The organism is Bifidobacterium mellis, from assembly GCF_000967265.1.
GTDB classification, from domain to species: Bacteria; Actinomycetota; Actinomycetes; order Actinomycetales; family Bifidobacteriaceae; genus Bombiscardovia; species Bombiscardovia mellis.
Genome location: NZ_KQ033885.1, coordinates 752,100 through 778,124, shown reverse-complemented (window position 1 = coordinate 778,124; position 26,025 = coordinate 752,100). Strand labels below are relative to the sequence as shown.

Below are 26,025 nucleotides of genomic sequence, written 5' to 3'. Positions count from 1 at the left end.
AATGACCAGAACTGAAAAGGGCGCACTTGGCGCGCTTACCGGGCTGTCCTTGGGGGACGCGCTGGGCATGCCCACGCAGAGCATGAGTCCAGCAGCCATCCATGAGGCCTACGGCAGAGTCGACACCCTTCGTGATGCCATTGCGGATCAGCCGATAGCTTCCGGTATGCCTGCGGGGGCTGTGACCGATGACACCGAGCAGGCGCTGATCGTGGCGGAACTTATCATCGATGGCAAGGGACACATCGATCCGAAAGAGCTCGCCAAGCGCCTTCTGGCCTGGGAGGACGATATGAAGTCGCGCGGATCGCTGGACTTGCTCGGGCCCTCCACCAAGCTGGCCCTGGAACAGGTTCGCCAGGGCGCAGACATCATGACCACGGGAAGGACCGGCACCACCAACGGGGCCGCCATGCGAGTCACCCCGGTAGGGATAGCCAACAGGCCCAAGGACACCAGGAGGCTCGCCAATCGCATCTACGAGTCCTGCCAGGTCACACACGACACGGTCGCAGGCTTCCAAAGCGCAGCGCTGATCGCCACGACAGTCAGTCTGGGACTTGAGGGAATGACCGTTCGCCAGGCGTTGCAGGAGTCCCTGCGCCTGGTGCCCGCCATGGAGACCTCAGGGGCTTGGACCCCCAAGGCATCGGTTCCCGCACGGGCCCGCCAGGCAATACGGCTGTCTGAGGAATTCAGTGATGAGGGCGACTTCGAACGCCACCTGATTGAAGACTGCGGCACCTCGGTCGAATCCAATGAGTCTGTGGCAGCCGCCTTCGCCCTGGCCTGGAGGTTCGCCTACGATCCCCAATCGGCTCTGTTCGCCGCAGTCAACCTTGGTGGCGATACGGACACCATCGCTGCAATGACCGGCGCAATGACCGGCGCGAGTGCAGGTCCCGAGGCCTTTGACCCCACACTCTGTTCCCGGGTGGCTTCGGTATCTCACCTCGACCTGCAGAAAACCGCCCGTGGCCTGATTGCCCTAAGGCAGTAAAGCGCAAACCGACAAGACTGATTCCGTCAGGAACACAACAATGTAGAATCCAGTCACCCCCCCCCCAAGATTACGGGGACCCCACAGACCAGGCCAACTGCCCGAACAGCTGATCCATCGCTACATTCAGTACAACGTGAGTCAAAGGAGACAATCCATGTCAACTGCACCAAAAGAGGGCACCATCCTCTCCAGGGTGGAGCAAAGGGGCATCGAGCCTGTGCCCGAGGACCAGAGGAACGGGTCGCCCGGTCAGCTCTTCTGGGTCTGGTTCGCCGCCAACATCTCGATCCTGGGAATCCCTCTGGGAGCTACTCTGATTGCCCAGGGACTGAACCTCTGGCAGGCCGTGCTCGCCACGACCATCGGGGCCTTCGGATCCTTCGCCCTGGTCGGCATTATCTCCATAGCCGGCAGAAGGGGCGGCGCCCCCACGCTGACCCTGTCCAGGGCCATTTTCGGCGTCAGAGGCAATGCGGGCCCCACCCTGGTGGCCCTGCTGTCCAGACTGGGCTGGGAGACGGTGAACACCATGACCGGCGCCTTTGCGCTGCTCTCCCTGATCGCCATAATCTTCGGCACCTCGGCCGATGCCAGGCGCTCCCCCTTCCTGACCTTCGTCTGCATTGCCGTCTTCGTGGCCCTGACCGTGGTGGTCTCGGCCGCCGGTCACGCCTTCATTCTCACCGTGCAGAAGTGGGCCACCTGGATATTCGGCGCCCTCACCCTCCTGGTGGCCATCTATCTGGCCACGACCGTCGACTGGTCCTCCTTCATCGGCAATGCCCCCGGATCAGCCAGCGCCTTCCTGATCGGTGTCGGCACCATAGCCGCGGGGACGGGCATCGGCTGGGTCAACTCCGGCGCAGACATGGCCCGCTACCAGAAGACCTCGGTGAAATCCGGCTCTCTGGTCCTGACTGCAGCGGCCGGCGCCGGCATTCCACTGGTGGTCGTCATCGGCCTGGGGTCGGTCCTTACAGCTGGCAACTCCACCATTGCCTCCGCCGCCGATCCGGTCGCCGCGGTTCGAAGCGCCCTACCCGCCTGGGTCTCCATCCCCTATCTGATTGCCGCATTCGCCGGGCTGCTCATGTCCAACAACCTTTCCGTATATTCTGCCGGCCTGACCACCATCACCCTGGGCATCAGAATCCCCCGCGCCTACGCGGTCGTGGTCGACGTGGTGGTGACCACCTGCGGAGCCCTGTACTTCACGCTGGGTTCCGACGGGTTCTACGGCCCCTTCGTCACCTTCATCTCCCTCTTGGCAGTGCCTCTGAGCACCTGGGCAGGCATCTTCCTGTCAGACATGATCTTCCGCAAGCGCTACGATTCCGACGGCCTTCTGAACCTTCGAGCCGACTCCCCCTACTGGTACTGGCACGGCATCAACCTCCCAGCCATCATCAGCTGGCTGGTCGGAATAGTCGTCGGCTTCCTGTTCGTGACGGCCCAGGTCTCCAAGGACGAGGTCTGGTTCTCGGGACCGCTGGCCGACAGCTTCCTGGGCAGGAACGGCCTGGCATGGCTGGTTTCCCTCCTGCTGGGAGGAATTCTCTACGCCATTCTGCACGTCCTCTCCAAGGATTCCATGGCGGTGAGGAGCAGTGGCGATGACTGAGCCAAGGATCCTCCATCTCGGTCAGGTGGTGGTTGACCTGAGCATGGACATCGACCACCTACCGGAGCGCGGAGGGGATATTTTCGCCAGGCGAAGCGCCATAAAGGTCGGCGGCGAGTACAACGTGATTCGCGCAGCCAGGCAGATGGGGGCGCCGATAGCCTATATGGGGGCGATCGGCACAGGTCCGATGGCGGACATGGCCAGTGGAGCCCTTGCAGCCCTGCGGGTCCCCGCCCAGGGGCCTGTGCTGGATGACTGTGATACCGGATACTCGGTAGCCATGATCGAGCCCTCGGGCGAACGCACCTTTGTGTCGGCAAGGGGCGCAGAGACCCGCGTACCGGAGGGCACCTACGAAGGCATGGACCTGGTTCCCGGCGATGTCGTCTACCTGAGCGGGTATTCCTTCTGCCACAAGGACAACACCCGAAGCCTGGTCGGATTCGCTCACAGACACCAGGGCGAAGGATTCCCCGTGCTCTTCGACCTGGGACCCATGGTGGCCGATATTGCACTGGATGTGCTGAACACGGTCAACGGACTGCACCCGATCTGGTCGCTGAATGAACGCGAGGGACCAATCCTGGCGCAACGTCTGGAGTGCCGACCCGAAACCGGCAATGCAACCGAGCCGGAATCCGTCTGCCGTTCGCTCTCGCTGAGACTGGACAGTCCGGTGGTTCTCAGGGCCGGCGCCCGTGGTGCCTGGTACTGCCAACCCAAGGATGCAAGGCAGAGCCGATACATTCCGACCCCGCAGGTCCATGCCATAGACACCAACGGTGCCGGCGATGCCCACTCGGGCGTCCTCTGTGCGGGCATCTTCCAGGGCCTGCCCATCGAGGAGGCACTGACACTGGCCAATTGTGCAGGTGCCCTTTCCACCACGCAGCCAGGTCCAGCCACATGCCCAGGCGAGCAAGCCATACGAAAGGCCGCTGCCTCGCTACAGGAGTGACCAATGTAAACCCAAGCAAAATACAAACGGCCGCCGACTTCATGCCGGCGGCCGCTTGGCAACCCACAGAGGGATCAGAACAGGAGAGCTCAGAGCTGCTTGCCCAGCTGATCGGCTGCGCGCAGAGCGTGAGCCACATCGGCAGGGGTCACGTCGAAGGGCATGTTGCCCATGGTCTCGTCAGGACCGCAGGCATGCTCGCCGACCTGGAGCAGATCCTCCTCGCTGGCCTGGCCGATGCCGATCTGCTCCAGGGATGTGGGCAGACCCACGCTACGGAAGAAGTCGTAGACCTGGCGGGTCTCCTCCAGGGGACGATCCTCAAGGACCAGCTGGGCCAGGGTGCCGAAGGCCACCTTCTCGCCATGCAGCATGGAGTGGGTGCCCTCCAGGGCGGTCATCCCATCATGAATGGCGTGGGCTGCAGCCAGGCCGGAGCTCTCGAAGCCCAGACCGCTCAGCAAGGTATTGGCCTCAATGATCTTCTCCAGGGCGGCTGTGCGCACACCGGCCTTGACGGCGGCCACGGCCTTGACGCCATCCTCCAACAGGGTGTCGCGGCAGAGACGGGCCAGGGCGAAGGCGGCCATGGTGGCGTGTCCTCCGGTCATGGTCACCGCGTTCGACTGCACGCAGGCGGCCGCCTCATAGTATGTGGCGAAGGCATCGCCCAGCCCTGATACCAGGAAGCGCACCGGAGCCTTGGCGATGACGTCGGTATCCATAAGGACCACGTTGGGGTTGGCAGGCAGTGGCAGATAACGGTCGAAGACACCCTCAGGCGTGTAGAGCACGGACAGCCTGGAGCAGGGCGCATCCGAGGAGGCCGCCGTGGGCACAATCATGACAGGCAGGTGGGCGAAATGGGCCACGGCCTTGGCAGTATCCAAGGTCTTGCCACCGCCGATGCCGATCACCGCGTCGCTGCCGCCCAAACGGGCACGATGACGGTCGATCTCCTCCATGGAGCACTCGCCGCCGAATTCCATCAGTTCGTAGGGGATCCCATCGTGCTCAAAGGAGGCGACGATGTCGTCGTGGTAGAGCCCGTCGATGACCGGATCGACGATCAGATGGGCACCCTTGGCGCCCAGAGCCGCGTATTCTCCAGCCAGCTTTCCCATGGCGCCCTCCTGCTGGACATAGGAGCCTGGAGAGCACAGAACCTTGCGCATATACACACCTTTCTCATTGCTGATCCCGCCTTCGGGACCAGATCCTTGGGGACGGGCCTCTTGGACCGCCCGAAAGTGACCCTAGTCACATTACATGGTGGGATGGGTGTGCCGCGCCGACCGACAGGTCAGTTACGAGGAGATGGACTGGTCGTGCTCGTCGGTGACGACTGTGGCGTAGGAGCCGTGCCTGAGGGACTTGGCGTGGAGCTGGTCGCGTCGGCAGACGGCGAAGGCGAGCTCGCGGGGTTCCCTCCCTGCGGTTGACTCTGCCCGGATCCCTGTTCGCTGCCTTGGTTCTGATTCGAGCCAGAGGGCTGGTTCTGAGGGGCACTCGGGGTCGTCTGATATTCAGGCTCCTCTGTGCGCCGCGCTGGCTTGGAGGGGGTCTCCTCCTCGCTGGGGGTTACCGTCTGGCTGGTCGGCGGGCTGACCACGTTGCGAACCACCTTGTCGGTGCCTTCGCCCTTGGTCAGGGCATTGATGGCCAGAGCGGAAAGCAGTACGGCCACCAGGGCGCTGACCACGGAGACGATGATGACGTTGCGACGGCGCTGATCCAGCTTCTTCTTGCTGGTTGCCGTCATGGAGGCCGCATGGGTCCGTGGACCATTGCTGGACGAAACGGTCCTGCCGGTCTTGGCTGCCGACTTTTCGTCACCGACAGGGGGCATGACCTGGGTGGACCCATCCACCGGGGCCATGACCTGGGTGGACCCGTCGGCAGTATCGCTGGAATCGTCAGAACGACCCTTACCCTGAGCCGGCAAGGTGGTGGTCTTTCCACCGGCGTCCGAATCGGTATTCGAGTCAGTCTCGGAGTCGTCATCGTCCTGGCCAGCACCGCCGACCACGGACTCCTGCAGCTTCTGGCCAGAGGCTTCCAAAACATTCTTGTAGATCTGCGAGGCCACGGCAGAGACGATGGAACCGATGGCCACGCCGATGATGGATCCCGCCACGCCGATCTTGGCGGCCAGCCAGAAGGAGGTCATGGCTGCAAGAGCGCCGGCGATGATCTGCGCCCAGGAAATGTCATGAAAGAACTGCTTCACTCCGACCCCTTTTGATCCAACGGCTGGTTACTGCGCTCTTATGGTAGCTGGTGGTCATGGCGATACTGTGATGGTCGGCCAACCCCCAAGGACCTCAGTCGGTCTGGACCAGCCCCCGGGGATTGTCCCAGTCCCCCCGCATGGCGATGGCCGGACCGCGATTGTAGTCGATCATGGACCAGCGCAGACCGCCGTCCGGCAGATCCCGTGGCATCAATCGGGCCCAGTGGGCGTTGCGCATGGTGACCAGGCCCAGGTATTCGGGATATGCAGTGGCCATGCCCAGCAGGGCCTGAAGGGCCTCAGCGATGAAGGACCCATGGGAGAAGACCATGAGATCCGTGTCCGGGCCGGCCCGATGAATCCATCGGTTCAGGGTTTCCTGGCCCCGTTTGCCCACCTGGGGCTTGGTCTCGGCACCGTGGCGCAACTCTCCCCCGGCGCCCCTGGACCAGGATTCGTAATCCTCGGGCCAGCGTTGACGAACCTCCTCGGCGCTGGCTCCCTCCCACTCGCCGAAGCTGCGTTCACGCAGCCCGGGATCGAGATGGACCATCTGGCCCAAGGGGTCGGCGAAGGCGTGTGCGGTGGCGGCAGCCCGGCCCAGGTCAGAGGAGACTACCAGCAGGTGACGGTCTTCAGGGGCATCATCCACGTATTCAGCGCGAAGCTCCTCGGCGGTCCTCTCCACCTGCCAGCGGCCAACGCTGTTGAGCGGGATGTCGATCTGACCCTGCATCCGATGCCCTGCGTTGTATGAGGTCTGGCCATGGCGGACCACGGTCATGGAGCGCACATGCCGTCCATCCCCGGCGGCGGTATCCGAATCAGTCATGGTTTTCCTGAGGGTCAGCGAAACGGCTGCGCAGATCATCCCCGTTCAAATCGTCCGCCTTGGAGGCCAACCGGCCGTCCGGGTCATCATCCTTAAGGGTGAAGGGGTGCTCCAGTTGCAGGTCCACCTGGGGACAATCCTTCCAGAGCCGTTCCAAGTCATAGTAGGCGCGGGCCTGCTTGTGCATGATGTGGATGACGAAGTCACCGTAGTCCAGCAGAACCCACTGGGCCTCCTGGACGCCCTCCCGCGAACGGGGGTCCAGATTCTTCTGTAGATGGAGCTGCTTTTCCACCTCTTCGGCGATGGCCAGGACCTGGCGTTCGTTGCTGCCGGTGGCCACCATGAAGATGTCGGTGATGGCGATGGGCCGGGAGACGTCGAAGGCCACGATGTCCATGGCCTTGACATCGTTGGCGGCCCGAGCAGCCACCCGGACCGCGTCGATGGATTCCTGCAATGCTGGCACTTGTCACGCCTTTCCTTGTTGTGAAGCAGATGCTGTCAAGGTTACCGCTCCCAGGCGGGCTTCCAGTCCGGAACCTCATGCTGGTCGTTGGTGGAATAGACCATGGCCCCGTCCTCGACCGGATGACGGATGACCGATCCGGCTCCGGTGGTGACCCCGTCGCCCACCTGGACTGGTGCTACGAAGAGGTTCCCTGCGCCCACATGCACTTCCGATCCGATCTCGGTCCGGTTCTTGTGCACGCCGTCGTAGTTGGCCGTGATGGACCCGCCTCCCACGTTGCTGTCGTGGCCTATATGGGCATCCCCCACATATGAGAGATGGGGCACCTTGGTCCCGTGGTCGATGGTGGCCTTCTTCATCTCCACGAAGGCCCCGGCCTTGGTGTCCTCGGCAAGGACGTTGCCGGCCCTCAGATAGGTCCATGGGCCGATGTTGGCCCTGGCTCCGATCCGGGTCTCCTGCACGCGGGAACGCTCCACCTTGGCCTGCGGCTCGATGATGGCATCAATCAAGGTGGTATAGGGGCCGATGACCGCATCCGAGGCGATCTCGGTATGACCCTGCAGGAAGCATCCGGGCAGAATGACTGCATCCTGCTGGATGACCACATCGTCCTCGATCCAGGTGGTGGACGGGTCCAGAATGGTCACCCCCTGGCGCATGAACTCCCGGCAGACCCGCAGGTTATGGGCCTTGGCCAGATCGGCCAACTGGACCCTGTCGTTGACGCCTTCGACCTTGAGCGGATCAGGGGCAGCGAAGGCCCCGACCCTGCCCAGGCGGCGGGCCGTCTCCAAGGCATCGGTCAGATAGAACTCGCCCTGGGCGTTGCTGTCGTCCAGACCGCGGACCGCCTGTCGCAGCAGGTCAGTCTCGAAGACGTAAACGGAGGTGTTGACCTCCTTGACGGCTAGCTCGGTTCCGGTGGCGTCCCGCTGTTCGACGATGCGCAGGACCCGTCCATCCTGGTCGCGAATGATGCGGCCATATCCGGTGGGGTCGTCCAAATTGACGGTCAGCACAGTGGCCCCGTCGCCGGAACTGACATGGTAGTCGAGCAGGCTGTGCAGCGTGTCCGCGTCAAGCAGGGGCATGTCCGATGCGACGATCAGCACCTGGCCGTCATGCCGGAGCTCACCATCCAGCTGGTCCACGGCGCACTGGACCGCACGCCCCGTTCCCGGTCGGCTGTCCTGACGCACGATGCGCACCTGGGAATCGTAGGAGCGGGCAGCCTGCGCCACCAGGTCGGCCTGATGGTGAACCACCACGGCCGTCAGCTCGGGATTGAGGGCGGTCACCGAAGTCATGACCCTCTGCAGGAAGGTCTTGCCGGCCAGGGTGTGCAGAACCTTGGGATGGGCCGAGTGCATGCGGGTACCCTCGCCTGCGGCCAGAATGATGCCAGCGGTCAGTGTCTGCCCGCCGCTCAAAACTCCACCACCCCGCTCTCGGCGATGTCGATCAGATCCTGAATGGAGTTCACCACCTGGTCCGGGCGGTAGGGGAAGGTCTCCACCTCGGATCGTGTGGTGATGCCGGTCAGCACCAGGAAAGTGTTCAGGCCGGCCTCGACTCCGGCCACAACGTCGGTGTCCATCCGGTCGCCGATCATGGCCGTGGTCTCGGAGTGGCCGCCCACCCTGTTCAGGGCCGTGCGGAACATGATTGGATTGGGCTTGCCCACAAAGTAGGGCTCCCGGTTGGTGGCCTTGGTCACCAGGGCCGCCACAGCGCCGGCTGCCGGCAGGACGCCGTTCTCGCTGGGGCCTGTGGCATCCGGGTTGGTGCAGATGAAGCGGGCGCCGCCCAGAATCAGGCGGATGGCTGTGGTAATGGACTCAAAGGAGTAGGTCCGGGTCTCGCCCAGGATCACATAGTCCGGTTTGATGTCGGAAAGAATGAAGCCGGCCTCGTGCAGGGCCGTGGTCAGTCCGGCCTCGCCGATCACATAAGCCGATCCCCGTGGCATGGTCCGGGATACGAAGTCGGCAGTGGCCAGGGCCGAGGTCCAGATCCGATCCTCGGGCACGTCGATGCCCGAACGACCAAGGCGGGCCGAAAGGTCACGAGGGGTGTAGATGGGGTTGTTGGTCAGCACCAGATATTGGCGGTTGTTGCGCTTGAGGGTGTCGATGAATTCGGCAGCTCCGGGCAGGGCCGTGTTCTCGTGCACCAGCACGCCGTCCATGTCGGTGAGCCAGGTTTCGATCTTCTTGACTGCCAAGACAGTTCCTTTCGGTTGGTCACCGACCCCAAGGAGGCCGTCTCCGACCGGAATCGGCGAGCGTAAGCTCCCCCACCTGGATTCGAACCAAGACTAAGGGTTCCAAAGACCCGTGTGCTGCCTTTACACCATGGGGGAAAGGCGGGACCCTGGGGCCCCGCCAGGTTCATTATGCCACAGCCGGACGATTACGCCACGCCATGCCGTGCAGGCGGGGCTTCAAGCGAAGAGGAAGCCCTGGCCGTGATGGGCCGGATAGGTGTCGAAGAGCCGTGCCACCGAGCCGTCCTCGAAGACCGCCTTGATGGCCGAGGCCAGCAGGGGCGCGATGGACAGCACGGTCAGGCCGTCCCAACGCTTCTCCTGGGGAATGGGGACCGTGTCGGTCAGGATGACCTCCTTGGCCTTGCAGGACTTGAGCCGTTCCACGGCAGGTCCGGACATGACGCCATGGGTGGCCACGATGGTGATGGAGTTGGCGCCAGCCTCATCCAGCACGTTGCAGGCCTCGGCAATGGTGCCGCCGGTGTCGATCAGGTCGTCCACCAGCACGCAGTCCAGGCCGCGCACGTCGCCCACCACACGGTGGGCCACGGCCTTGTTGGGCTGGGTGATGTCACGGGTCTTGTGGATGAAGGCCAGGGGCACGCCTCCCAGGCGCTGGGCCCACTGCTCGGCCACCCGGATGCGGCCGGCATCCGGCGAGACCACAGCCACCTTGGACAGGTCCATCCTGTCACGTACATAGTCCACCAGCACAGGCATGGCGATCAGGTGGTCCACAGGCCCGTCGAAGAAGCCCTGGGACTGGGCGGCGTGCAGGTCGACCGACATGATCCGGTCCGCGCCAGCCGTCTTGAGCAGGTCGAACATGAGCCGGCAGGAGATGGGCTCGCGGCCCAGATGCTTCTTGTCCTGACGGGAGTAGCCCAGGAGCGGGCAGACTGCGGTGATGGATCGCGCCGAGGCCCTCTTGAGGGCGTCGATCATGATCAGCTGTTCCATGATGGACTTGTTGACCGGGTCGGAGTGGGTCTGCAGGACGAAGACATCGGCTCCACGCACCGACTCCGTATAACGCACATACATCTCGCCGTTGGCAAAGTCGTAGGCTGTCGTCTCGAGGACGTCAATGCCGAGTTGATCGGCCACGTCCGCCGCGAGTCTGGGATGGGCCCGGCCTGTGACAAGTATGAGATTTTTTCCTGGTCTGCCTTTGAGTATCGCGCTCACCATATCTCCAAACGTTGTTTTCGCTGAAGCGGACAGCCCCCATAATAATGGCGCGCGCTGACACAGCCGGACAGTCCGTGTTGGCGAGTCCGACGGTATGCGAAGCTCAGGAAGCAGAGCGATAGAGCCCGTGCTTGTTGATGTACTGCACCACCCCGTCCGGGACCAGGTACCAGACCGGCATGCCCCGGGCCGAACGACGCCGCACGTCCGTGGACGAGATGGACAGGGCCGGAATCTCCAGGGTATCCACCCGCTGGGCAGGCACCTGAAGGTCGTCCAGGCTGGAGGAGTAGCCGGGTCGGGAGACGGCCACGAACTTGGCCAGATCCCACATCCGGTTGGCATCCTTCCAGCGCATGATCTCGGCCACAGCGTCCGCCCCGGTGATGAAGAAGAGGTCGCTGTCGGGGCGCATGCGCTTGATGTCGCGCAGGGTGTCCACAGTATAGGTGATGCCAGGACGCTCGATGTCCACCCGGGAGACCGTGAACTTGGGGTTGGAGGCCGTGGCAATCACGGTCATCAGATAGCGGTCCTCGGCATTGGTCACCGTCTTGTTCAGTTTGAAGGCCGGGCGGCCGGTGGGCACAAAGATGACCTCATCCAGGTCGTAGACCCAGGCCACCTCCGAGGCAGCCACCAAGTGGCCATTGTGAATGGGGTCGAAGGTGCCGCCCATGATCCCCACCCGGGGTCGGCGGTTATGGTGGGCAGGCCTACAGGACCCGTCAATTTCCGATGGCTCCTGCCCGGTTTCTCCCTCCTTGGACAGTTCAGACATCATCCGGTTCACGCCTGCTCGCCCTCCCGTCTGGCTTCCGAGGCGTTCTCCTCGTTCTCGGACTCGGCCTCCTGGCGCATCTGCTCGGCGCTGGGGTTGACCCGGTCAGGATCGATCCGCTCCATGTCGGCATTCCACTCCTCCTGGACCACGCGACGGATTTCGGAGTAGGTGGGCAGGGGGAAGCCCGGCTGGTAGGCCCGACGGACCTGGGCCACGCATCCGGTGATGGCTACCAATGAATCGGACAGGTCGGCGATGCGACCCTCCTGCTCCTGTTTGCGGAAGACCGGCACACGCTCCTCCATGACGGTGATGTCGTGCCTGACCTGGTTGAGCTGGTCCTGATCCAAGTCATGCACATCATCGGCATGTTCATCAGGCCAGCCAATCAGGACCGCATCGGCGTACTCCAGGCAGGAACGCTGGTCCGCATCCGGGATGCCGTCCTCGATTTGGACCAGAAAGACGTACCGCAGCAGGCTCAGCCGCTCTGAAGCCACCCTCAGCCAGATACGCGGATTGTCGTGCTCGCGTTGGAAGAGCTCTTCGATCTTCTCGTTCACGGCCGCACCTGCCCCCTGCCGTAGCCGATCCATTTGGTGGTGGTAAGCTCCTGCAGGCCCATGGGTCCTCGGGCATGCAGCTTCTGGGTGGAGATGCCCAGCTCCGCGCCCATGCCGAACATGCCACCATCGGTGAATCTGGTTGAGGCATTGACCATGATCACAGCCGAATCCACCCGGCGGGAGAACTCCTCCACAGCCTCGTAGTCCCGGGCCAGGATGGCCTCGGTATGGCCGGTGGAGTGACGGTTGATGTGCTCGATGGCCCGGTCAAGGGAGTCCACCACACGTACCCCCATCTTCAAGTCCAGATACTCACGATCCCAGTCACCCTCTTCTGCGCGGACCAGCAGCTCTTCGGGCAGACCATGCCCGGCAAGGATGTCCATGGAGACCGCGTCCAGGTGCAGCTCGACCTGGGCCTGGGTCAGCGCTTGCGCCACACGTGGCAGGAATTCAGCGGCCACATCCCGGTGGACGATCAGTTTTTCGGCGGCGTTGCAGACGCCCACCCGCTGGGTCTTGGCGTTGACGATGATGGGGATGGCCTGATCCATGTCCACCGAGCGGTCCACGTATATATGGACATTGCCGGCACCGGTCTCGATGGTGGGCACGGTGGCCTGCTCAATTACGCTGCGAATCAGCCCCCGGCCACCCCTGGGCACCAGCAGATCGATATGACCGCGCGCCTTCATCAGAGCCTGGGCCCCCTCGCGACCGTATCGGTCCACGGAAGCCACCAGAGCCGGATCCAGCCCCTGCTCACGAAGCACCCCGCCTATCAGCTCCACCAGGGCGCGATTGGTGCGTTCGGCCGCATGACCCCCTCGCAGGAGGGCCGCATTGCCGGACTTGAGGCAGAGGGCCACCACATCGATGGTGACATTGGGCCGGGCCTCGTAGATCATGGCCACCACGCCCAGGGGGACCCGCACCTGATTGAGCCGCATGCCGTTGGGCATGTCATGGCCGCGAACCACCTCGCCCAGGGGATCAGTCAGCCCGGCCACCATACGCACGCCCCGGGCGGCATCCGCGATGCGAACCTTATCCAAGCGCAGACGGTCAATCAGTCCGGCGCTCATTCCTTCTTCAAAAGCCTGGGTGCAGTCCTGTTCATTGACAGCGGCAATCTGATCGGCCTGATCGATCAGGGCATCGGCCAGGGCCAGCAAGAGGGCATTCCTGGTCTGGCCGGTCATGCCTGCCAGACCTGCCTGTGCAGCAGCCGCCGCATCGGCCATGGCGCAGACCTGGTTGAACACATCCTGACGATCGGAGTTCTCGTTTTCGCTCATGTTCGTCAGATCCTTTCGCCCTCAAGGGTCCGCCAGACCCATATTCTGTACCGATTGTAACCCTCAGCGAGGGCAATGACGACAGGAGGGGGAGGGCATTGCCGCGCCTCCCACCTCCAAGGGCCGATCAGTGGGTCTGGTCCAGCTCAGGATAAAGCGGGAAGGCCTCGACCAGCCGGTCCACCCGGGCCTTGAGGGCATCCAGATCCGCCTGGGGACCCTGGGCCAGCGCAGTGCCGATCACGTCCGCCACCTCCTCGTACTGGGCCGGGCCGAATCCGCGAGTGGCCAGGGCGGAGGTCCCGATCCGCAGACCGGAGGCCACGGAGGCCGGGCGCGGATCGAAGGGCACCGTATTGCGGTTGACGGTGATGCCGATCCTGGCCAGCAGGTCCTCCCCCTGACGGCCGTCCATCTCGCTGTTGCGCAGATCCACCATGACCAGGTGGACATCAGTACCTCCAGTGAGCACGGTGATGCCGTTGTCGGCCACATCCTTGGCCATCAGACGCTCGGCCAGAATCTTGGCGCCCTCCAGCGTGCGCTCCATCCGTTCCTTGAATTCAGGCGTGCCGGCCAGCTTGAAGGCCACAGCCTTGGCGGCGATCACATGCATGAGCGGGCCGCCCTGGTTGCCGGGAAAGACCGAGGAGTTGAGCTTCTTGGCGTACTCCTGACGGGCCAGGATGAACCCTGACCGGGGTCCGCCCAGGGTCTTGTGGGCCGTGGAGGAGACCACATCGGCATAGGGCACCGGGCTGGGGTGCAGACCGGCCGCAACCATGCCGGCGAAGTGGGCCATATCCACCCAGAACTTGGCCCCCACTTCATCGGCGATCTCCTTCATGGCTGCAAAGTCCTCAATGCGCGGATAGGCGCTCCACCCGCCGATGATCAAGGCCGGATGGGTCTCCAGCGCCCGCTGGCGGATGATCTCGGGCTCGATGCGGAAGGTGTCCGGATCGACCCCGTAGGATTCAGCGTGGTAAAAGCGTCCGGAGAAGTTGATCTTCATACCGTGGGTCAGGTGGCCGCCATGGTCCAGGGCCAGGCCCAGCACGGTGTCGCCGGGCTTGATCAGCGCCTGGTAGACGGCGGCGTTGGCCTGGGCGCCCGAATGCGGTTGGACGTTGGCATATTCGGCGCCGAACAGGGCCTTGGCGCGGTCCCGGGCCAGGTTTTCGACCTGGTCCACCCACTCGCATCCGCCGTAGTAGCGTCTGCCGGGATAGCCCTCGGCATATTTGTTGGTCAGCACGGATCCCTGGGCCTGCAAGACGGCCTTGGGCACGAAGTTCTCAGAGGCGATCATCTCCAGACCGCCGCGCTGACGCTCCAACTCTCCATCCAGCAGTGCTGCGATCTCCGGATCCACCTGCGAGATCGAAGAGTTCAGGACATCGTAGGATTGCTGTACCGGGTTCTCTTCGACCATGGGTCGCTCCTTTGTCTGTAACGTACAGCCTCGGATACAGGGGCTGGTGGGCAACACTGTACGCCATGCCGACCCCTGGCAGGCCCTGGCGTCCACAGACAGTTTCCTCCGCGAGCCGAGCAGTGCAATGGTTCGGACCCCTGCACGGGGTAGAATGCCCTGGTAATGATCAGTTCGGCGACATGGCGGAGGGGCAGGCAACCATGAGCACATACCACAGCACCCGAGGCGGCAGGGAGCAGCTGCAGTCCAAGCAGGCCATCAGACGAGGCCTGGCCCCTGACGGCGGACTCTACGTCAGCGATGGACTGGACGCACTGACCCTCGACCCCGCCTCGGTTGCCGGCCTGGACTACAAGGGCACGGCCAAACTGGTCCTTTCGAGACTGCTGAGTGATTACTCTTCCGCTCAGCTGGACTCCTGCCTGGACGCAGCCTACGGAGAACAGTGGTCCGATACGGCAATCACCCCTCTGGTGGATCTGGGCGGCAACGACTTCGTACTGGAGCTCTTCCGCGGACCCACTTCGGCTTTCAAGGACGTGGCCCTGCAGCTTCTGCCAAGACTGATGGCGCTAGCCGGAGACGATGATGAGCGAATCATGGTGCTTACAGCCACCTCCGGAGACACAGGCAAGGCGGCGCTGGCCGGATTCGCGGACGCGCCGGGCACGGGTATCACCGTCTTCTATCCTCAGGGCAAGGTCAGTCAGATCCAACGCCTGCAGATGGTCACCCAGGAGGGCAGCAACCTGCGGGTTTGCGCGGTTCGGGGCAATTTCGACGATGCCCAGTCCGCAGTCAAGTCCATCTTCGCCGACACTGATCTGGCTCGTGAACTGAGCGAGAAGGCCTCAACCGTCCTCTCATCGGCCAACTCCATCAATGTGGGCCGCCTGGCTCCACAGGTCGTCTACTACTTTCGGGCCTATGGCTCCCTGATGGAACGGGGTGTGATCGGACCTGGGGATCCAGTCGAATTCTGCGTGCCCACCGGCAACTTCGGCGATGTGCTGGCTGGATACTATGCCAAAATGATGGGCCTTCCGGTGGCCCGGCTGACCGTGGCCGCGGACCGCAACCGGGTTCTCAACGACTTCCTGACCACAGGCGTTTACGACCGCAACCGCCCCTTCTACACCACCACTTCCCCCAGTATGGACATCCTGATCTCCTCCAACCTGGAGCGGATGCTCTACTACATGGCCGACGGCGACACCAAACTGATTGCCTCGCTTATGGCCAACCTGGAGTCCACAGGACGCTACCAGGTGCCTGAGGCTCTGCTGACCAGAATCCGCGGGCTCTTCTCCTGCGGCTGGGCCGACGAGGACCAGGTGGCCTCTGCCATCAGCGGCTGCTGGGAGGACCGTGGATACCTGATCGATCCGCACACGGCCTGCGGCTACCAGGTCATGACCGGGCAGACCGACAGGGATCCTGCCGTACCCCGGGTGCTGCTGTCCACGGCCAGCCCCTACAAGTTCCCCCGGGTGGTCTGCCAATCCCTGGGTCTGGAGACCCCGGACAGCGATTTCGGCTGCATGGACATCCTGGCCGAGGCCACCAACACCAGGCCTCCCAAGGCTCTGCGCGCCCTGGAAAGCGCACCTGTGCGCTTTCAGGACTGCATCGATCCCAGGGAGATGTCCGACTACGTCCGCCACGCGGTCATGCAGTCCTGAAACCTGGACAAATTGGCTCAGATCTCCTTCCTGGCATAGACCTTGCGAGATATGACTATCGAAACCATATCAACCGCCAGAATCAAGGCCAGCCCGAGGACCATCGGCCGCCACAGGTCGGAAGTCAAAGATCGCATGATTGAATTCCAGAAGGTCCCCCAGTCCAAGGGCAGCAAACTGCCGATAAGGGCCATGATTGGCACCAAACCAAGAAGCGCCAGGAAGACTATCATTGCCTTAACTGGCTCCAGCCAATAAAACAAGGGTGTAGCTACCGCAAAGAGCAAAGACTCCAACAGGAACAATCCCGAAGCAAACAAGACAGTGTCGCGCCAATGGTCCTGACCATGCAAAAATGAATCAGTAGCGTAGAAGAAGAATATTGCATAGCCGCAAGACTGAACTAGGACCAGCAGAATTACAGCAGCATAGCGTCCGAATACCTGGTGATCACGTGTTATGGGCAGCAGACCGTTCAAGCGAATTGCCGTATTGCTGAAATCGACGAACATACCGAATACCAGGCCTACAAGCAGTCCGATTCCCATGCTGGCTACTGCTCCCGTCAACGCAGTCCGTGCATCTTCCCCGTCATTGCCTGTCAGGGCCATGACTAGGTTCAGCAGGATTCCGATGAGGGGCACGGACATGAAAATCAGCACACCGACCCAGGTTCTCCCTGCTCCTGAGAAACGTTGCATGTCCAACCTGATCTGCTTGGCTATCGCCTTCATGACTCCACCTCCTTATTCCTGTCGGTCGCGGCAGGTGAGCCCGCGGTCAGTCTGATGATGTTGTCAAAGTCGGCCCGCTCCACCAGGTAGCGGCCATCCGAAGGCTCCACGGCGGCAGGGGAAGCCGATGCCAGAAAATCCTTCAAGTGTTCGGCAGGCACCAGAGCCTCGAAACCTGTGGCGGAGCGCTGCAAGCCCATCAGATATGGTATCTGCGCTCCAGCCAGATCGTCCGGCCCCCCTCTTACGACCTGGAAAGCCTCCATCAACTCGTCCTTGGGGCCGGTGTAGAAGACAGACCCCCGATTGATATAGGTAACGAAGTCAGCCACCCGTTCGAGATCCGTGGTGATATGGGTGGAGAAAAGCACCGAGTGACGGCCGTCGCCGATGTAGTCCAGCAGAATATCCATGAGCTCGTCCCTGGCCAGGACATCCAGACCACTGGTGGGCTCATCCAGAATCAAGAGCCTTGCATCGTGGCTGAGGGCGACGGCCAGCATCAGCTTCATCTGCATGCCACGCGAGAGCTTGCCGATTTTGCGGTTTTCCTGCAGACCGAACCGACGCAGATAGTCGTGGTAGCGATCACTGTCCCAAGAGGGATACATGGGTGCCATCACTGGCTCGACGGCCTTGACCTTCCATGCCTCCGGGAAATAAATGGAATCGAAGACCACACCCAGGTCTGCTTTGACCTCCTCCTCCCGGCTCAAGGGATCACGGCCCAGAATGCTGATTTCTCCGCTGTCTCGGCGGGTCATATTGAGCAAGAGCCGGATCAGGGTGGATTTGCCTGCGCCGTTGGGGCCTATCAATCCCATGATGTAGCCCATGGGCAGGTCCATGGTGACCTGGTGCAGGCGGAAACCCGTGCCGTCGGCCTTGGCGTAGCTTTTCCCCAGGTCACTGACGCGCAGGGCATAGTCGACATCTTCGCCAGAGGTTGTCATCGCCGGTGATGCGCACATGCTGCTATTCCTTTCCTTCTTCGGACGCGGGTGCAGAACCCTTGTCGCCCAGCAGGCCGTCGAGCAGGCCGCGAATACGGTCCGGCTCCATGCCGGCCCGACGAGCCGTATCGACCGCCTCGCCCAGCAGGGACTGCACGCGGTCCTCCAGATGCCGCCGCATGACCTGGTCGCCACTGTCAGCCACGAAGGTCCCCTTGCCTTGGATGTTCTCCACCAAGCCCTCTTGAGCGAGTTCGGTATAGGCGCGGGTCACGGTCAGCACGGACACCCTGAGCTCCTGTGAGAGATGTCGCAGGGAAGGCAGTCCCTCCCCCGCTTTCAGGTCTCCGGTCAGGATGGCCGAACGTATCTGGTCCTCGATCTGCCGATAAATCGGCTGTCCGGACAGGGATGAGATGATCAGCTTCATCCAAGCCCCTTTCGTTGATTGTCGGCACGACCCTGGCTGAGCTGTACCTGTGTTCATATATACACTATAACAGTTCAATCATGGAGACAACCTCCGACCCTGATCTTCTAAGGACGGGGTTCAGGAATCAATAGATACGACTTAATAGTGCTGAAATCCCAGCCGATCACAACTTCGGACAGAATCCATGTGGGACCAGGTCGTCGCCGCATCGCTCATGCCGAGGACGGATGCGGTGTCTTTTACGAAAATCCCGTATGGGTGTTATCACAGGTCCATCAACAGCCGGATACCTACTGGTCAAAGCATCAGAAATAAAAAGGAACAGAATGGCTGATGTCGAGCACGCGGCGGCACAGCCACAAAAGGCAGCAAAGTCGCCAGCAACAAAGTCGTCAAAACTTGTCGGATTCGCTGAATCAACGGACCTGAACATGGCAAGGTTGAGGCTACAACCAGACCCATCAGGCCTGGAGCCTGCTGGAGGACAGAAGCTCTCGCGCATGCTTCAGGGAGGTCGTGGACTCGCTGCCGGCCAGCATCCGGGCGATCTCCCGCTCCCTGTCTTTGCCTTCTACCTGGTGGACCAGGGTCTCTACGGCATCGCCGCCCTCCCGGCCCTTGGCCACGACGAACTGTCGATCGGCCCAGGAAGCCACCTGCGGCAGGTGGGTGACCACGATCACCTGGGCGGTGACGGCCAGCCGGGCCAGACGGCGACCTAGTTCTACAGCTGCCCGACCGCCGACGCCCGCATCCACCTCGTCGAAGATGAAGGTCATCGTCGGGTCACCGACCTGGGAATCACGGCCAGCATGTCCATGACCAGACCTGTCGGGGCCCGATGATGTCCGGCCTTCGGCGGCCACCAGCTCCAGGGCCAGCATGAGTCTGCTGAGTTCGCCGCCCGAGGCGCTCTTGCCCATGGGCAGAAGGTCCGAACCCGGATACGGTCTGAAGAGAAAGTCGATCTGATCCAGACCATGCCCGTCCATGTCCTGGTCCTGGCGTGGTCTGACACGGATCTCCAGCCCAGCGCCCGCCATGGCCAGGGAGTGCAATTCACCGTCGACAAGATCGCTCAACCTTCGTGCAGCCTTGGCCCGTGACGCTGACAGAGTCCGTGCGGCTTTCAGGGCGCTCCCGCGAAGCTGCTCAACCTGACCCTGAAGCTCCTCAAGCTTCTCGGGTGAGGCATCCATGTCCTCAAGCTCAAACGCAGCCTTCTTGCGCCAGGCCAGAACGTCGTCGATGTCCGGCCCCCAGCGTCGGGTCAGCTCATCCAGATCGTGGATGCGGGCGTTGATCTTGTCCAGATCGCCCTCCTGGCCTTCGTCATCCAGCTGACTGCTCAGGGTGAAGACCAGGTCGGACAGATCGGCATTCAGCGACCGCAACCGCTGGGCCGACTCCTGAAAGACCCCCTCCACACCGATGCCTTCCAGGGCGGCGATGGCTCGTTCCACCAGGGCCGTGGCCGATGGTGCGTCGGCATCCGGGTCGATCTGGCCGGAGTCCAAGGCGGACAACGCGGACATGACGCCCTGACTGATCTGAGCCGCGTGCTCGATCCGGTCCCGTTGGGCCTTGAGTTCACGATCCTCGCCGGAATGGGGGTCGACCCGGTCTATCCGGGCGATGGATTCACGGAGATAATCAGCCTGGGCCATAGCGCCGGACTGCTGGTTGCGCAGCTCCTCAAGATGGTCCTGGGCCTGCCGGTACTGCCTGAAGGCCTTGGAAAAAGCCTCCAGCTGCGGGCCGTCACCGGCATAGGCATCCAGAAATTCGCGCTGCCGGGCCGGGCTGGCCATACGCATCTGATCTGCCTGTCCATGGACGGTGACCAGCATTCCAGCCACCTCCTCCAGCAGGCCACGTGGGGCCGTCCTACCGTTCAGAGCGGCACGGGAACGCCCCTTGACGGGCATGGTCCTCGCCAGGAAGATCTGTCCTTCATCCTCCAAGGGCAGGCCAGCCTCGCTTATGGCAGCGGTCACTGGATTCTCGGCTCCTGCCCTTCCGGCGTCGAAAATCCCCTGGACCCAGGACTCATGTGCTCCAGGCGACACGAGTTGCGGACGGGCAGTGGACCCCGAGATCAGCCTGATGGCGTTGAGCAGCATGGACTTGCCTGCCCCTGTCTCCCCGGTGATGGCCGTCATGCCGGCGGCAGGCCGCAGCAGGGCATGGTGGATGGGACCCAGGTCTCGTACTTCCAGCTCTTCCAGCATCAGTGCTCCTTGTTCGACTCCGGCGGCTCCCCCTGGTCCTGCCCGTTCGTGGCCGCCGATGGGCGATGCTGCTCCCTCCAGCCGACCACCGGCAGGTCGAACTTGGAGACCAGCCGTCTTGTGAAGGGCACCCCCGACAGCCTGGCCAGCCTCAGGATGTCGTGGGACTGCCGCACCACAATGCGGGACCGCTTGGGCACAGGCCGTTGACGGCGCCCGTCATTGCAGATCCAGCCGGCCGACTGGGAATCACCCAGAATGTCCAGGGTGAACTGCGACTTCGGGCCGATGATCAGGGATCGGGCAAAGAGGGCATGGGCCGCTATGGGCACCATCTGCAGCGACTGCGCATCCGGCCAGACGATGGGTCCGCCCACCGAAAAGGCATAGGCCGTCGATCCGGTCGGGGTGGCCACAATCATGCCGTCGCAGCCGAAGGAGCTCATCTCCACATCGTCCACTCGGACCGATACCTCGATCATCTTGCCCCGATCATATCGTTCCAGGGTCATGTCATTAAGGGCCCAGTCGCTCAGTGGTCGATCGGCTCCGGGTATCCACAGGTCCACATGGGCCACCATGCGCTCGTCGATGGAGTAGTCATGATCGGCCACCCGACGGATGGCCTCCCCTATCTGGAAACTCTCGAACTCCGCCAGGAACCCCACATGACCCAGATTGACCCCCAGGATGGGCACCTGGGTGCCCTTGACCAGCTCTGCAGCCCGCAGAATGGTCCCGTCGCCGCCCAGGACGATGACGATCTCGGTGTCGTCGGCCACCTTCTGGCTGGGGCTGCCGAATTCCGGGGCGGCAATGTTGTCGACAATCGAGACGCTAAATCCGTCTCGGCGTAGCTGCTCCTCGACCTCATCCACCAGGTGGCCGCTTGCCCGGACCCGACTGTGCGTGACCACGACAGCGCTACGAGCACCCATGGAGCCTCCCTTCCGGCAACAATGATCATCCTATCGGGCCCGGCCAACAGCGGTGCTCATCATGGCGGGGTCAGGCCAAACGACGACCAGCGGCTGCGGCCATGCCCTGCCCGGTCTCATACCGGGGCGATCCGGTCCCGTCCACGGCATCGGCATCCACCACGACACGGGAGACATCAGTCCTGTCCGGCAACTCGAACATGGTCGCCTCAAGGGTGCGCTCGATAATCCCCCGCAACCCCCGGGCACCCACCTTGCGCTCCAGGGCGATGGCAGCAACACGGTCCAGGGCGGCATCGGTGAAGACCAGCTCGGCCCCGTCATCCAGGAACATGCGCCGGTACTGGTCGACCAGGGCATTGTCCGGTTCGGTCAGCACCCGCCGCAGCTCACGGGCGCCCAGCGGCTCCAGGGTGGATATGACCGGCAACCGCCCCACGAACTCGGGAAGCAGGCCAAACTGTTCCAGGTCCTCGGCCCTGACCTGGCTCATGACCCGGTCGCCGGGCACCCTATCGCTCCCCTGGGTTGCCGAGAATCCGCTCTCCCGCAGGCCCAGCCGTCGGCGGACGATCTCCTCAAGACCGACGAAGGCGCCGCCGCAGATGAAGAGGATGTTGGCCGTGTCCATGACGACCGTGCGGACATCCCCATGCCGCCGCGAACCCTGGACCGGCACACGGGCCTGGGTGCCCTCGATGATCTTGAGCAGGGCCTGCTGGACCCCCTCGCCTGACACGTCCCGGGTGATTGAGGTGTTCTCCCCGGATTTCCTGGCGATCTTGTCGATCTCGTCGATGTAGATGATCCCGCGCTGGGCCAGGTCCATGTTGCCGTCGGCAGCCTGGAGCAGCCCCTGCAGGACGGATTCCACGTCCTCGCCCACATACCCAGCCTCGGTCAGGCTGGTGGCATCCACAATGACGAAGGGGACGTTCATGATGGTGGCCAGGGTTCGCGCCAGGTAGGTCTTGCCCACGCCGGTGGGACCCATGAGCAGGATGTTGGACTTGTCCACCTGGACGCGTGGGGCCGCGTCCTTTCGCTCAAACGCAGTGTCAGCAATACCTCCACGGTCGCCCAGGTCCATATTGACGCGCTTGTAGTGGTTGTAGACAGCCACCGACAAGGTGCGCTTGGCAGCCTCCTGGCCGATGACATAATGGTTCAGATAGGCGAATATCTTTGAGGGCGCAGGCAGGGACACCCGCTGATCGGCGGCATCCTTGGCCATGTCCTCCTGGATGATCTGGGCGCATAGGCGTATGCATTCGTCGCAGATTGCGCAGGAAGGCCCCTTGACCAGACGACGCACCTGGTGCTCGTCCTTGCCGCAGAACTCGCAGCGATTCAGTCCGTCATTGTAGCTGACCACACGGCCCATGGCTCTCCCTTCCTGGAGAATCCGCGAGGATCGCCGAAATCAAATTCTGACTGGCATCGGCCATGATGCCAAAACGTCCGGAGGCCGTGGGTCCCTGGGGCCCACCGCCATCCGGACAATCAATCATGCGCGCAGCCACCGGAGCTAATTGCGGTGATCCAGGACCTCGTCCACCATCCCGTAATCCTTGGCCTGCTGGGCGGTCAGAATGGTGTCCACTTCGATGTCCTTGCGGATCTTCTCCACATCCTGACCGGTGTGCTTGGCCAGGGTCTCCTCCAGCCAGGTGCGCATGCGCAGCATCTCCTTGGCCTGGATCTCAATCTCGGTGGCCTTGCCGAAGTCCTGCTCCATGGCCGGCTGGTGAATGAGCACACGGGCGTTGGGCAGGATCAGACGCTTGCCCTTGGTCCCGGCGGCCAGAAGAACGGCGGCAGCCGAGGCAGCCTGGCCAAGGCAGACGGTCTGCACATCGGGCTTGATGTACTGCATGGTGTCATAGATGGCGGTCATGGCCGTCATGGATCCCCCCGGCGAGTTGATGTAGATGATCACGTCGCGGTTGGGATCCTGGCTCTCCAGAACCAGGAGCTGGGCCATGATGTCGTCCGAGGACGTGTCATCCACCTGGACGCCCATGAAGATGATCCTGTCGTCGAAGAGCCTGGTGTATGGGTCCTGGCGCTTGTAGCCGTAGGGGGTGCGCTCCTCGAACTGCGGCAGCACATAACGGTCGGTGGGCATGGCGGCCAGGCCACGAGGGCCAGCCAATCGACGGGCCCGTGCTACGAATTGCGCTTCTTCAGATGCCATGTGGAGTGCTCACTTCCCTTGATCCGCGGTCATAGTGCCGTGGGTGGTCACGATCCGGTCGACAAAGCCGTACTCCAGGGCCTGCTGGGCCGTGAACCAGTGATCGTATTCATTGTCCCGGTAGATTTCTTCCAGGGTGTGGCCGGTCTGCTCGGCCGTCAGCTGGGAGAGCGTGCGCTTCATGTCCATGATCAGCTCGGCGTTGATCCTGACATCGGTGGCCGTGCCTCCGACGCCACCCGAGGGCTGATGCATGAGCACCCGTGCGTGGGAGGTGACGAAGCGCTTGCCCTTGGCTCCGCTGGAGAGCAGGAACTGGCCCATGGAGGCAGCCATCCCGACCGCGACCGTGGCCACGTCGGGCTCGATCAGCTGCATGGTGTCATAGATGGCCATGCCCGCCGTAATGGAGCCACCAGGCGAATTGATGTAGAGCCAGATATCCTTCTTGGGATCCTCGGCCGCCAGCATCAGCATCTGTGCGCAGATGACGTTGGCGTTGGCGTCCTTGACCTCGTCCCCCAGCCAGATGATCCTGTCCTTGAGCAGTCGGTTGAAGATGGGATCGGTCGGCGTAGGGGCCTCCCCCTCCTCCATCACGGGACTGGTTGCCAATGAGTTGTTCACCCTGTCTCCTTCGATAAACGTATCTGTATTGAGAGTAGCCCCCACAATCGACGCGGCCACGGTCTTTCCGCTCTTTGCGCAACCGCTACGACAGGGCCGCACCCAGGCTGTTTCGCCATTGGGTGCGGCCCTGTTTGCTGCTTTGGAAGCTACTCCTGATCCTGGGAGAGCTGGTCGGCCACTTCAGCTGCGGCAGAAGCAGCCTGGACGCTTTCGTCCTGCTCCTCCTGGGCCTGGGGCTCATCCTCGCCCAGGAAGCGGCTCAGGTCCACCTCCTGGCCATCGGGATCCTTGAAGGTGACAGCCCTCATGCCGGCCAGCATACCCTTGGAGCGGCCGACCTCCTGCACGGCCGAACCCAGCTGGCCGTTGCGGACGATGCCGTTGATGAAGGCGCTGGGATCCATGCCGTACTGCTGGGCGATGGAGGCCAGGAAGTTGGTCACGTCGGCCTGGCTGACCGTGATGCCCAGCTTCTCGGCCAGGGCGTCCAGGGTCATCTGGTCGCGCAGTTCCTTCTCCACGGTCTGCTCGGCCTCGGCCTTCTCGTCCTTGCTGGCCTTGTCGGGATCCTTGCCGCTGTTCTTGAGCTGATCGGTCACCATGGACTGCTTGATGCCCTTGGGCACCGGGATGTCCAGGCCGTCCTGGAGCTTGGCAATGAAGGCGTCGCGGGCGTCAGTGGCCTGCCGACCCTCGGCATCCACCTGGCACTGCTTGCGTACATCCTCGCGCAGCTCCTTCAGGGTCTCGAACTCCGAGGCCTCCTTGGCGAACTCGTCGTCCAGGTCGGGCAGCTCCTCGGCCTTGACCGAGTTGACCTTGACCTTGATCTGGGCCTTCTCGCCCTGATGCTCACCGGCCTCCAGGGTGCCCTCGAAAGTGGTCTCTTCCCCGGCGGACAGCCCGTCCAGGGCCTCATCCAGGCCGTCCAGCATGGTGTTGGAGCCCAGCTCGTAGCTGACCCCCTGCTGGGAGTCCACGGACTCGCCGTCGATGACGGCGTCCAGGTCGATGTTGGCATAGTCACCCTTGGTGGCGGGGCGATCCACGCTGACCAGGGTGCCGAAGCGCTGACGCAGGTTGTCCAGACGCTTGTCCACGTCCTCGTCGGTGACGGCGGGCTTGGGGACCTCAATCTCCATGCCCTCGATGTCGGGCAGGTCGAACTTGGGACGAATCTCCACCTCTGCGGTGAACTTGAGCTTGGTGTCGTCCTTGGCCGAGGAAGGAATGTCCTTGACATCGATCTGCGGCTGTGCCATGGCGTGCAGCTGCTTCTCCTCCAGGGCCTTGGAGTAGAGCTCGGGCACGCCGGCGTTGACGGCCTCGCCCGCCACGCTGGCAAAGCCCACGCGCTGATCGATGATGGGCCCGGGCACATGGCCCTTTCGGAAGCCGGGGATGGTCACCTGCTTGCCGATCTCCTTACGGGCCTGATCCAGGTAGGGGTTCAGCTCATCGGGATCGACGGTGATGGTGAGCCTGACCTTGGTGGGCTCGAGGTTTCTGACGCTGATTTTCACGCTGCGCTCCAATTCATCCAAACCGTTTGATCT

General features: G+C 62.8%; 24 protein-coding genes and 1 tRNA gene. 4 read left to right on the top strand and 21 right to left on the bottom strand.

Annotated elements, in window-relative coordinates:
* The 3 genes from JF70_RS03455 to JF70_RS03445 form a co-directional block, all read left to right on the top strand.
* Nucleotides 1-1,000: ADP-ribosylglycohydrolase family protein (locus tag JF70_RS03455; RefSeq protein ID WP_045935301.1), on the top strand; the 1,000-nt coding region annotated here is incomplete at its 5' end.
* A 157-nt stretch (nucleotides 1,001-1,157) separates the two neighbouring features.
* The gene (locus JF70_RS03450) at nucleotides 1,158-2,624 is read left to right on the top strand and encodes a purine-cytosine permease family protein (RefSeq protein WP_045935300.1); all 1,467 of its coding nucleotides are present in this window, start codon (nucleotides 1,158-1,160) and stop codon (nucleotides 2,622-2,624) included.
* Entirely contained in the window at nucleotides 2,617-3,585 is a 969-nt protein-coding gene (locus JF70_RS03445; protein WP_045935299.1) for a PfkB family carbohydrate kinase, read from the top strand. The genes JF70_RS03450 and JF70_RS03445 overlap by 8 nt, the downstream gene beginning before the upstream one ends.
* A gap of 89 nt (nucleotides 3,586-3,674) precedes the next feature.
* On the opposite strand, the gene JF70_RS03440 is transcribed toward JF70_RS03445, so the two are convergent.
* From JF70_RS03440 to glyA, 12 genes are all read right to left on the bottom strand, one after another.
* A complete protein-coding gene (locus JF70_RS03440) occupies nucleotides 3,675-4,760 on the bottom strand; it encodes a glycerol dehydrogenase (RefSeq protein ID WP_045935298.1) in 1,086 nt (361 codons plus the stop codon).
* A 128-nt stretch (nucleotides 4,761-4,888) separates the two neighbouring features.
* Nucleotides 4,889-5,815, bottom strand: a complete 927-nt coding sequence (locus tag JF70_RS03435) for a hypothetical protein (RefSeq protein WP_052690717.1) — start codon at nucleotides 5,813-5,815, stop codon at nucleotides 4,889-4,891.
* 94 nt (nucleotides 5,816-5,909) lie between these two features.
* A complete protein-coding gene (locus JF70_RS03430; protein ID WP_045935297.1) occupies nucleotides 5,910-6,650 on the bottom strand; it encodes a histidine phosphatase family protein in 741 nt (246 codons plus the stop codon).
* Entirely contained in the window at nucleotides 6,643-7,119 is a 477-nt protein-coding gene (gene rsfS / locus JF70_RS03425) for a ribosome silencing factor (protein ID WP_045935296.1), read from the bottom strand. Before rsfS ends, JF70_RS03430 begins: the two co-directional genes overlap by 8 nt.
* Before the next feature lie 41 nt (nucleotides 7,120-7,160).
* Nucleotides 7,161-8,537 (bottom strand): bifunctional UDP-N-acetylglucosamine diphosphorylase/glucosamine-1-phosphate N-acetyltransferase GlmU, encoded by a 1,377-nt coding sequence (gene glmU / locus JF70_RS03420; RefSeq protein WP_269420789.1) that lies wholly within the window; start codon nucleotides 8,535-8,537, stop codon nucleotides 7,161-7,163.
* Between the two features lie 14 nt (nucleotides 8,538-8,551).
* Nucleotides 8,552-9,349, bottom strand: a complete 798-nt coding sequence (locus JF70_RS03415) for an HAD-IIA family hydrolase (RefSeq protein ID WP_082069369.1) — start codon at nucleotides 9,347-9,349, stop codon at nucleotides 8,552-8,554.
* A gap of 67 nt (nucleotides 9,350-9,416) precedes the next feature.
* Nucleotides 9,417-9,487: transfer RNA gene (locus JF70_RS03410), tRNA-Gln, on the bottom strand.
* 81 nt (nucleotides 9,488-9,568) lie between these two features.
* Nucleotides 9,569-10,585, bottom strand: a complete 1,017-nt coding sequence (locus JF70_RS03405; RefSeq protein WP_045935295.1) for a ribose-phosphate diphosphokinase — start codon at nucleotides 10,583-10,585, stop codon at nucleotides 9,569-9,571.
* 103 nt (nucleotides 10,586-10,688) lie between these two features.
* On the bottom strand, nucleotides 10,689-11,369 hold the full coding sequence (gene nadD, locus JF70_RS03400) for a nicotinate-nucleotide adenylyltransferase (protein WP_156149583.1): 681 nt from the start codon (nucleotides 11,367-11,369) through the stop codon (nucleotides 10,689-10,691).
* A gap of 5 nt (nucleotides 11,370-11,374) precedes the next feature.
* The gene (locus JF70_RS03395; RefSeq protein ID WP_082069483.1) at nucleotides 11,375-11,932 is read right to left on the bottom strand and encodes a phosphoribosylglycinamide synthetase; all 558 of its coding nucleotides are present in this window, start codon (nucleotides 11,930-11,932) and stop codon (nucleotides 11,375-11,377) included.
* A complete protein-coding gene (locus JF70_RS03390; protein WP_045935292.1) occupies nucleotides 11,929-13,242 on the bottom strand; it encodes a glutamate-5-semialdehyde dehydrogenase in 1,314 nt (437 codons plus the stop codon). Before JF70_RS03390 ends, JF70_RS03395 begins: the two co-directional genes overlap by 4 nt.
* A 118-nt stretch (nucleotides 13,243-13,360) precedes the next feature.
* Complete coding sequence (gene glyA, locus JF70_RS03385; protein ID WP_045935291.1) at nucleotides 13,361-14,668, bottom strand: serine hydroxymethyltransferase; 1,308 nt, start codon at nucleotides 14,666-14,668, stop codon at nucleotides 13,361-13,363.
* Between the two features lie 203 nt (nucleotides 14,669-14,871).
* Between glyA and thrC the strand changes: the two genes are divergently transcribed.
* Nucleotides 14,872-16,353 carry a threonine synthase gene (thrC, locus tag JF70_RS03380; RefSeq protein WP_045936086.1) on the top strand — a complete coding sequence of 494 codons (1,482 nt, stop codon included), beginning with the start codon at nucleotides 14,872-14,874 and terminating at the stop codon, nucleotides 16,351-16,353.
* Nucleotides 16,354-16,370: 17 nt separating this feature from the next.
* Here thrC and JF70_RS03375 read toward each other — a convergent pair whose 3' ends face one another.
* The 9 genes from JF70_RS03375 to tig form a co-directional block, all read right to left on the bottom strand.
* Nucleotides 16,371-17,087 carry an ABC-2 transporter permease gene (locus JF70_RS03375; protein ID WP_045935290.1) on the bottom strand — a complete coding sequence of 239 codons (717 nt, stop codon included), beginning with the start codon at nucleotides 17,085-17,087 and terminating at the stop codon, nucleotides 16,371-16,373.
* On the bottom strand, nucleotides 17,084-18,040 hold the full coding sequence (locus JF70_RS03370; protein WP_045935289.1) for an ABC transporter ATP-binding protein: 957 nt from the start codon (nucleotides 18,038-18,040) through the stop codon (nucleotides 17,084-17,086). Before JF70_RS03370 ends, JF70_RS03375 begins: the two co-directional genes overlap by 4 nt.
* 22 nt (nucleotides 18,041-18,062) lie before the next feature.
* The gene (locus tag JF70_RS03365; RefSeq protein WP_045924206.1) at nucleotides 18,063-18,470 is read right to left on the bottom strand and encodes a GntR family transcriptional regulator; all 408 of its coding nucleotides are present in this window, start codon (nucleotides 18,468-18,470) and stop codon (nucleotides 18,063-18,065) included.
* Between the two features lie 464 nt (nucleotides 18,471-18,934).
* Complete coding sequence (locus JF70_RS03360) at nucleotides 18,935-20,704, bottom strand: DNA repair protein RecN (RefSeq protein ID WP_045935288.1); 1,770 nt, start codon at nucleotides 20,702-20,704, stop codon at nucleotides 18,935-18,937.
* The gene (locus tag JF70_RS03355; protein WP_045935287.1) at nucleotides 20,704-21,642 is read right to left on the bottom strand and encodes an NAD kinase; all 939 of its coding nucleotides are present in this window, start codon (nucleotides 21,640-21,642) and stop codon (nucleotides 20,704-20,706) included. Before JF70_RS03355 ends, JF70_RS03360 begins: the two co-directional genes overlap by 1 nt.
* 70 nt (nucleotides 21,643-21,712) lie before the next feature.
* On the bottom strand, nucleotides 21,713-23,026 hold the full coding sequence (gene clpX / locus JF70_RS03350) for an ATP-dependent Clp protease ATP-binding subunit ClpX (RefSeq protein WP_045935286.1): 1,314 nt from the start codon (nucleotides 23,024-23,026) through the stop codon (nucleotides 21,713-21,715).
* A 144-nt stretch (nucleotides 23,027-23,170) separates the two neighbouring features.
* On the bottom strand, nucleotides 23,171-23,839 hold the full coding sequence (locus JF70_RS03345) for an ATP-dependent Clp protease proteolytic subunit (RefSeq protein WP_045935285.1): 669 nt from the start codon (nucleotides 23,837-23,839) through the stop codon (nucleotides 23,171-23,173).
* Nucleotides 23,840-23,848: 9 nt separating this feature from the next.
* Entirely contained in the window at nucleotides 23,849-24,436 is a 588-nt protein-coding gene (locus JF70_RS03340) for an ATP-dependent Clp protease proteolytic subunit (RefSeq protein ID WP_029678947.1), read from the bottom strand.
* 179 nt (nucleotides 24,437-24,615) lie between these two features.
* The gene (gene tig, locus JF70_RS03335) at nucleotides 24,616-25,992 is read right to left on the bottom strand and encodes a trigger factor (RefSeq protein ID WP_045935284.1); all 1,377 of its coding nucleotides are present in this window, start codon (nucleotides 25,990-25,992) and stop codon (nucleotides 24,616-24,618) included.
* Nucleotides 25,993-26,025: the final 33 nt, after the last annotated feature.

What these genes read in the sequence shown, in the direction of transcription:
- JF70_RS03450 (WP_045935300.1), top strand. Translation starts at nt 1,158, where the DNA reads ATGTCAACTGCACCAAAAGAGGGCACCATCCTCTCCAGGGTGGAGCAA.
- JF70_RS03445 (WP_045935299.1), top strand. Translation starts at nt 2,617, where the DNA reads ATGACTGAGCCAAGGATCCTCCATCTCGGTCAGGTGGTGGTTGACCTG.
- JF70_RS03440 (WP_045935298.1), bottom strand. Translation starts at nt 4,760, where the DNA reads ATGCGCAAGGTTCTGTGCTCTCCAGGCTCCTATGTCCAGCAGGAGGGC.
- JF70_RS03430 (WP_045935297.1), bottom strand. Translation starts at nt 6,650, where the DNA reads ATGACTGATTCGGATACCGCCGCCGGGGATGGACGGCATGTGCGCTCC.
- JF70_RS03405 (WP_045935295.1), bottom strand. Translation starts at nt 10,585, where the DNA reads ATGGTGAGCGCGATACTCAAAGGCAGACCAGGAAAAAATCTCATACTT.
- nadD (WP_156149583.1), bottom strand. Translation starts at nt 11,369, where the DNA reads ATGATGTCTGAACTGTCCAAGGAGGGAGAAACCGGGCAGGAGCCATCG.
- glyA (WP_045935291.1), bottom strand. Translation starts at nt 14,668, where the DNA reads ATGGTCGAAGAGAACCCGGTACAGCAATCCTACGATGTCCTGAACTCT.
- thrC (WP_045936086.1), top strand. Translation starts at nt 14,872, where the DNA reads ATGAGCACATACCACAGCACCCGAGGCGGCAGGGAGCAGCTGCAGTCC.
- JF70_RS03375 (WP_045935290.1), bottom strand. Translation starts at nt 17,087, where the DNA reads ATGAAGGCGATAGCCAAGCAGATCAGGTTGGACATGCAACGTTTCTCA.
- JF70_RS03370 (WP_045935289.1), bottom strand. Translation starts at nt 18,040, where the DNA reads ATGACAACCTCTGGCGAAGATGTCGACTATGCCCTGCGCGTCAGTGAC.
- JF70_RS03365 (WP_045924206.1), bottom strand. Translation starts at nt 18,470, where the DNA reads ATGAAGCTGATCATCTCATCCCTGTCCGGACAGCCGATTTATCGGCAG.
- JF70_RS03360 (WP_045935288.1), bottom strand. Translation starts at nt 20,704, where the DNA reads ATGCTGGAAGAGCTGGAAGTACGAGACCTGGGTCCCATCCACCATGCC.
- JF70_RS03355 (WP_045935287.1), bottom strand. Translation starts at nt 21,642, where the DNA reads ATGGGTGCTCGTAGCGCTGTCGTGGTCACGCACAGTCGGGTCCGGGCA.
- clpX (WP_045935286.1), bottom strand. Translation starts at nt 23,026, where the DNA reads ATGGGCCGTGTGGTCAGCTACAATGACGGACTGAATCGCTGCGAGTTC.
- JF70_RS03345 (WP_045935285.1), bottom strand. Translation starts at nt 23,839, where the DNA reads ATGGCATCTGAAGAAGCGCAATTCGTAGCACGGGCCCGTCGATTGGCT.
- JF70_RS03340 (WP_029678947.1), bottom strand. Translation starts at nt 24,436, where the DNA reads ATGGAGGAGGGGGAGGCCCCTACGCCGACCGATCCCATCTTCAACCGA.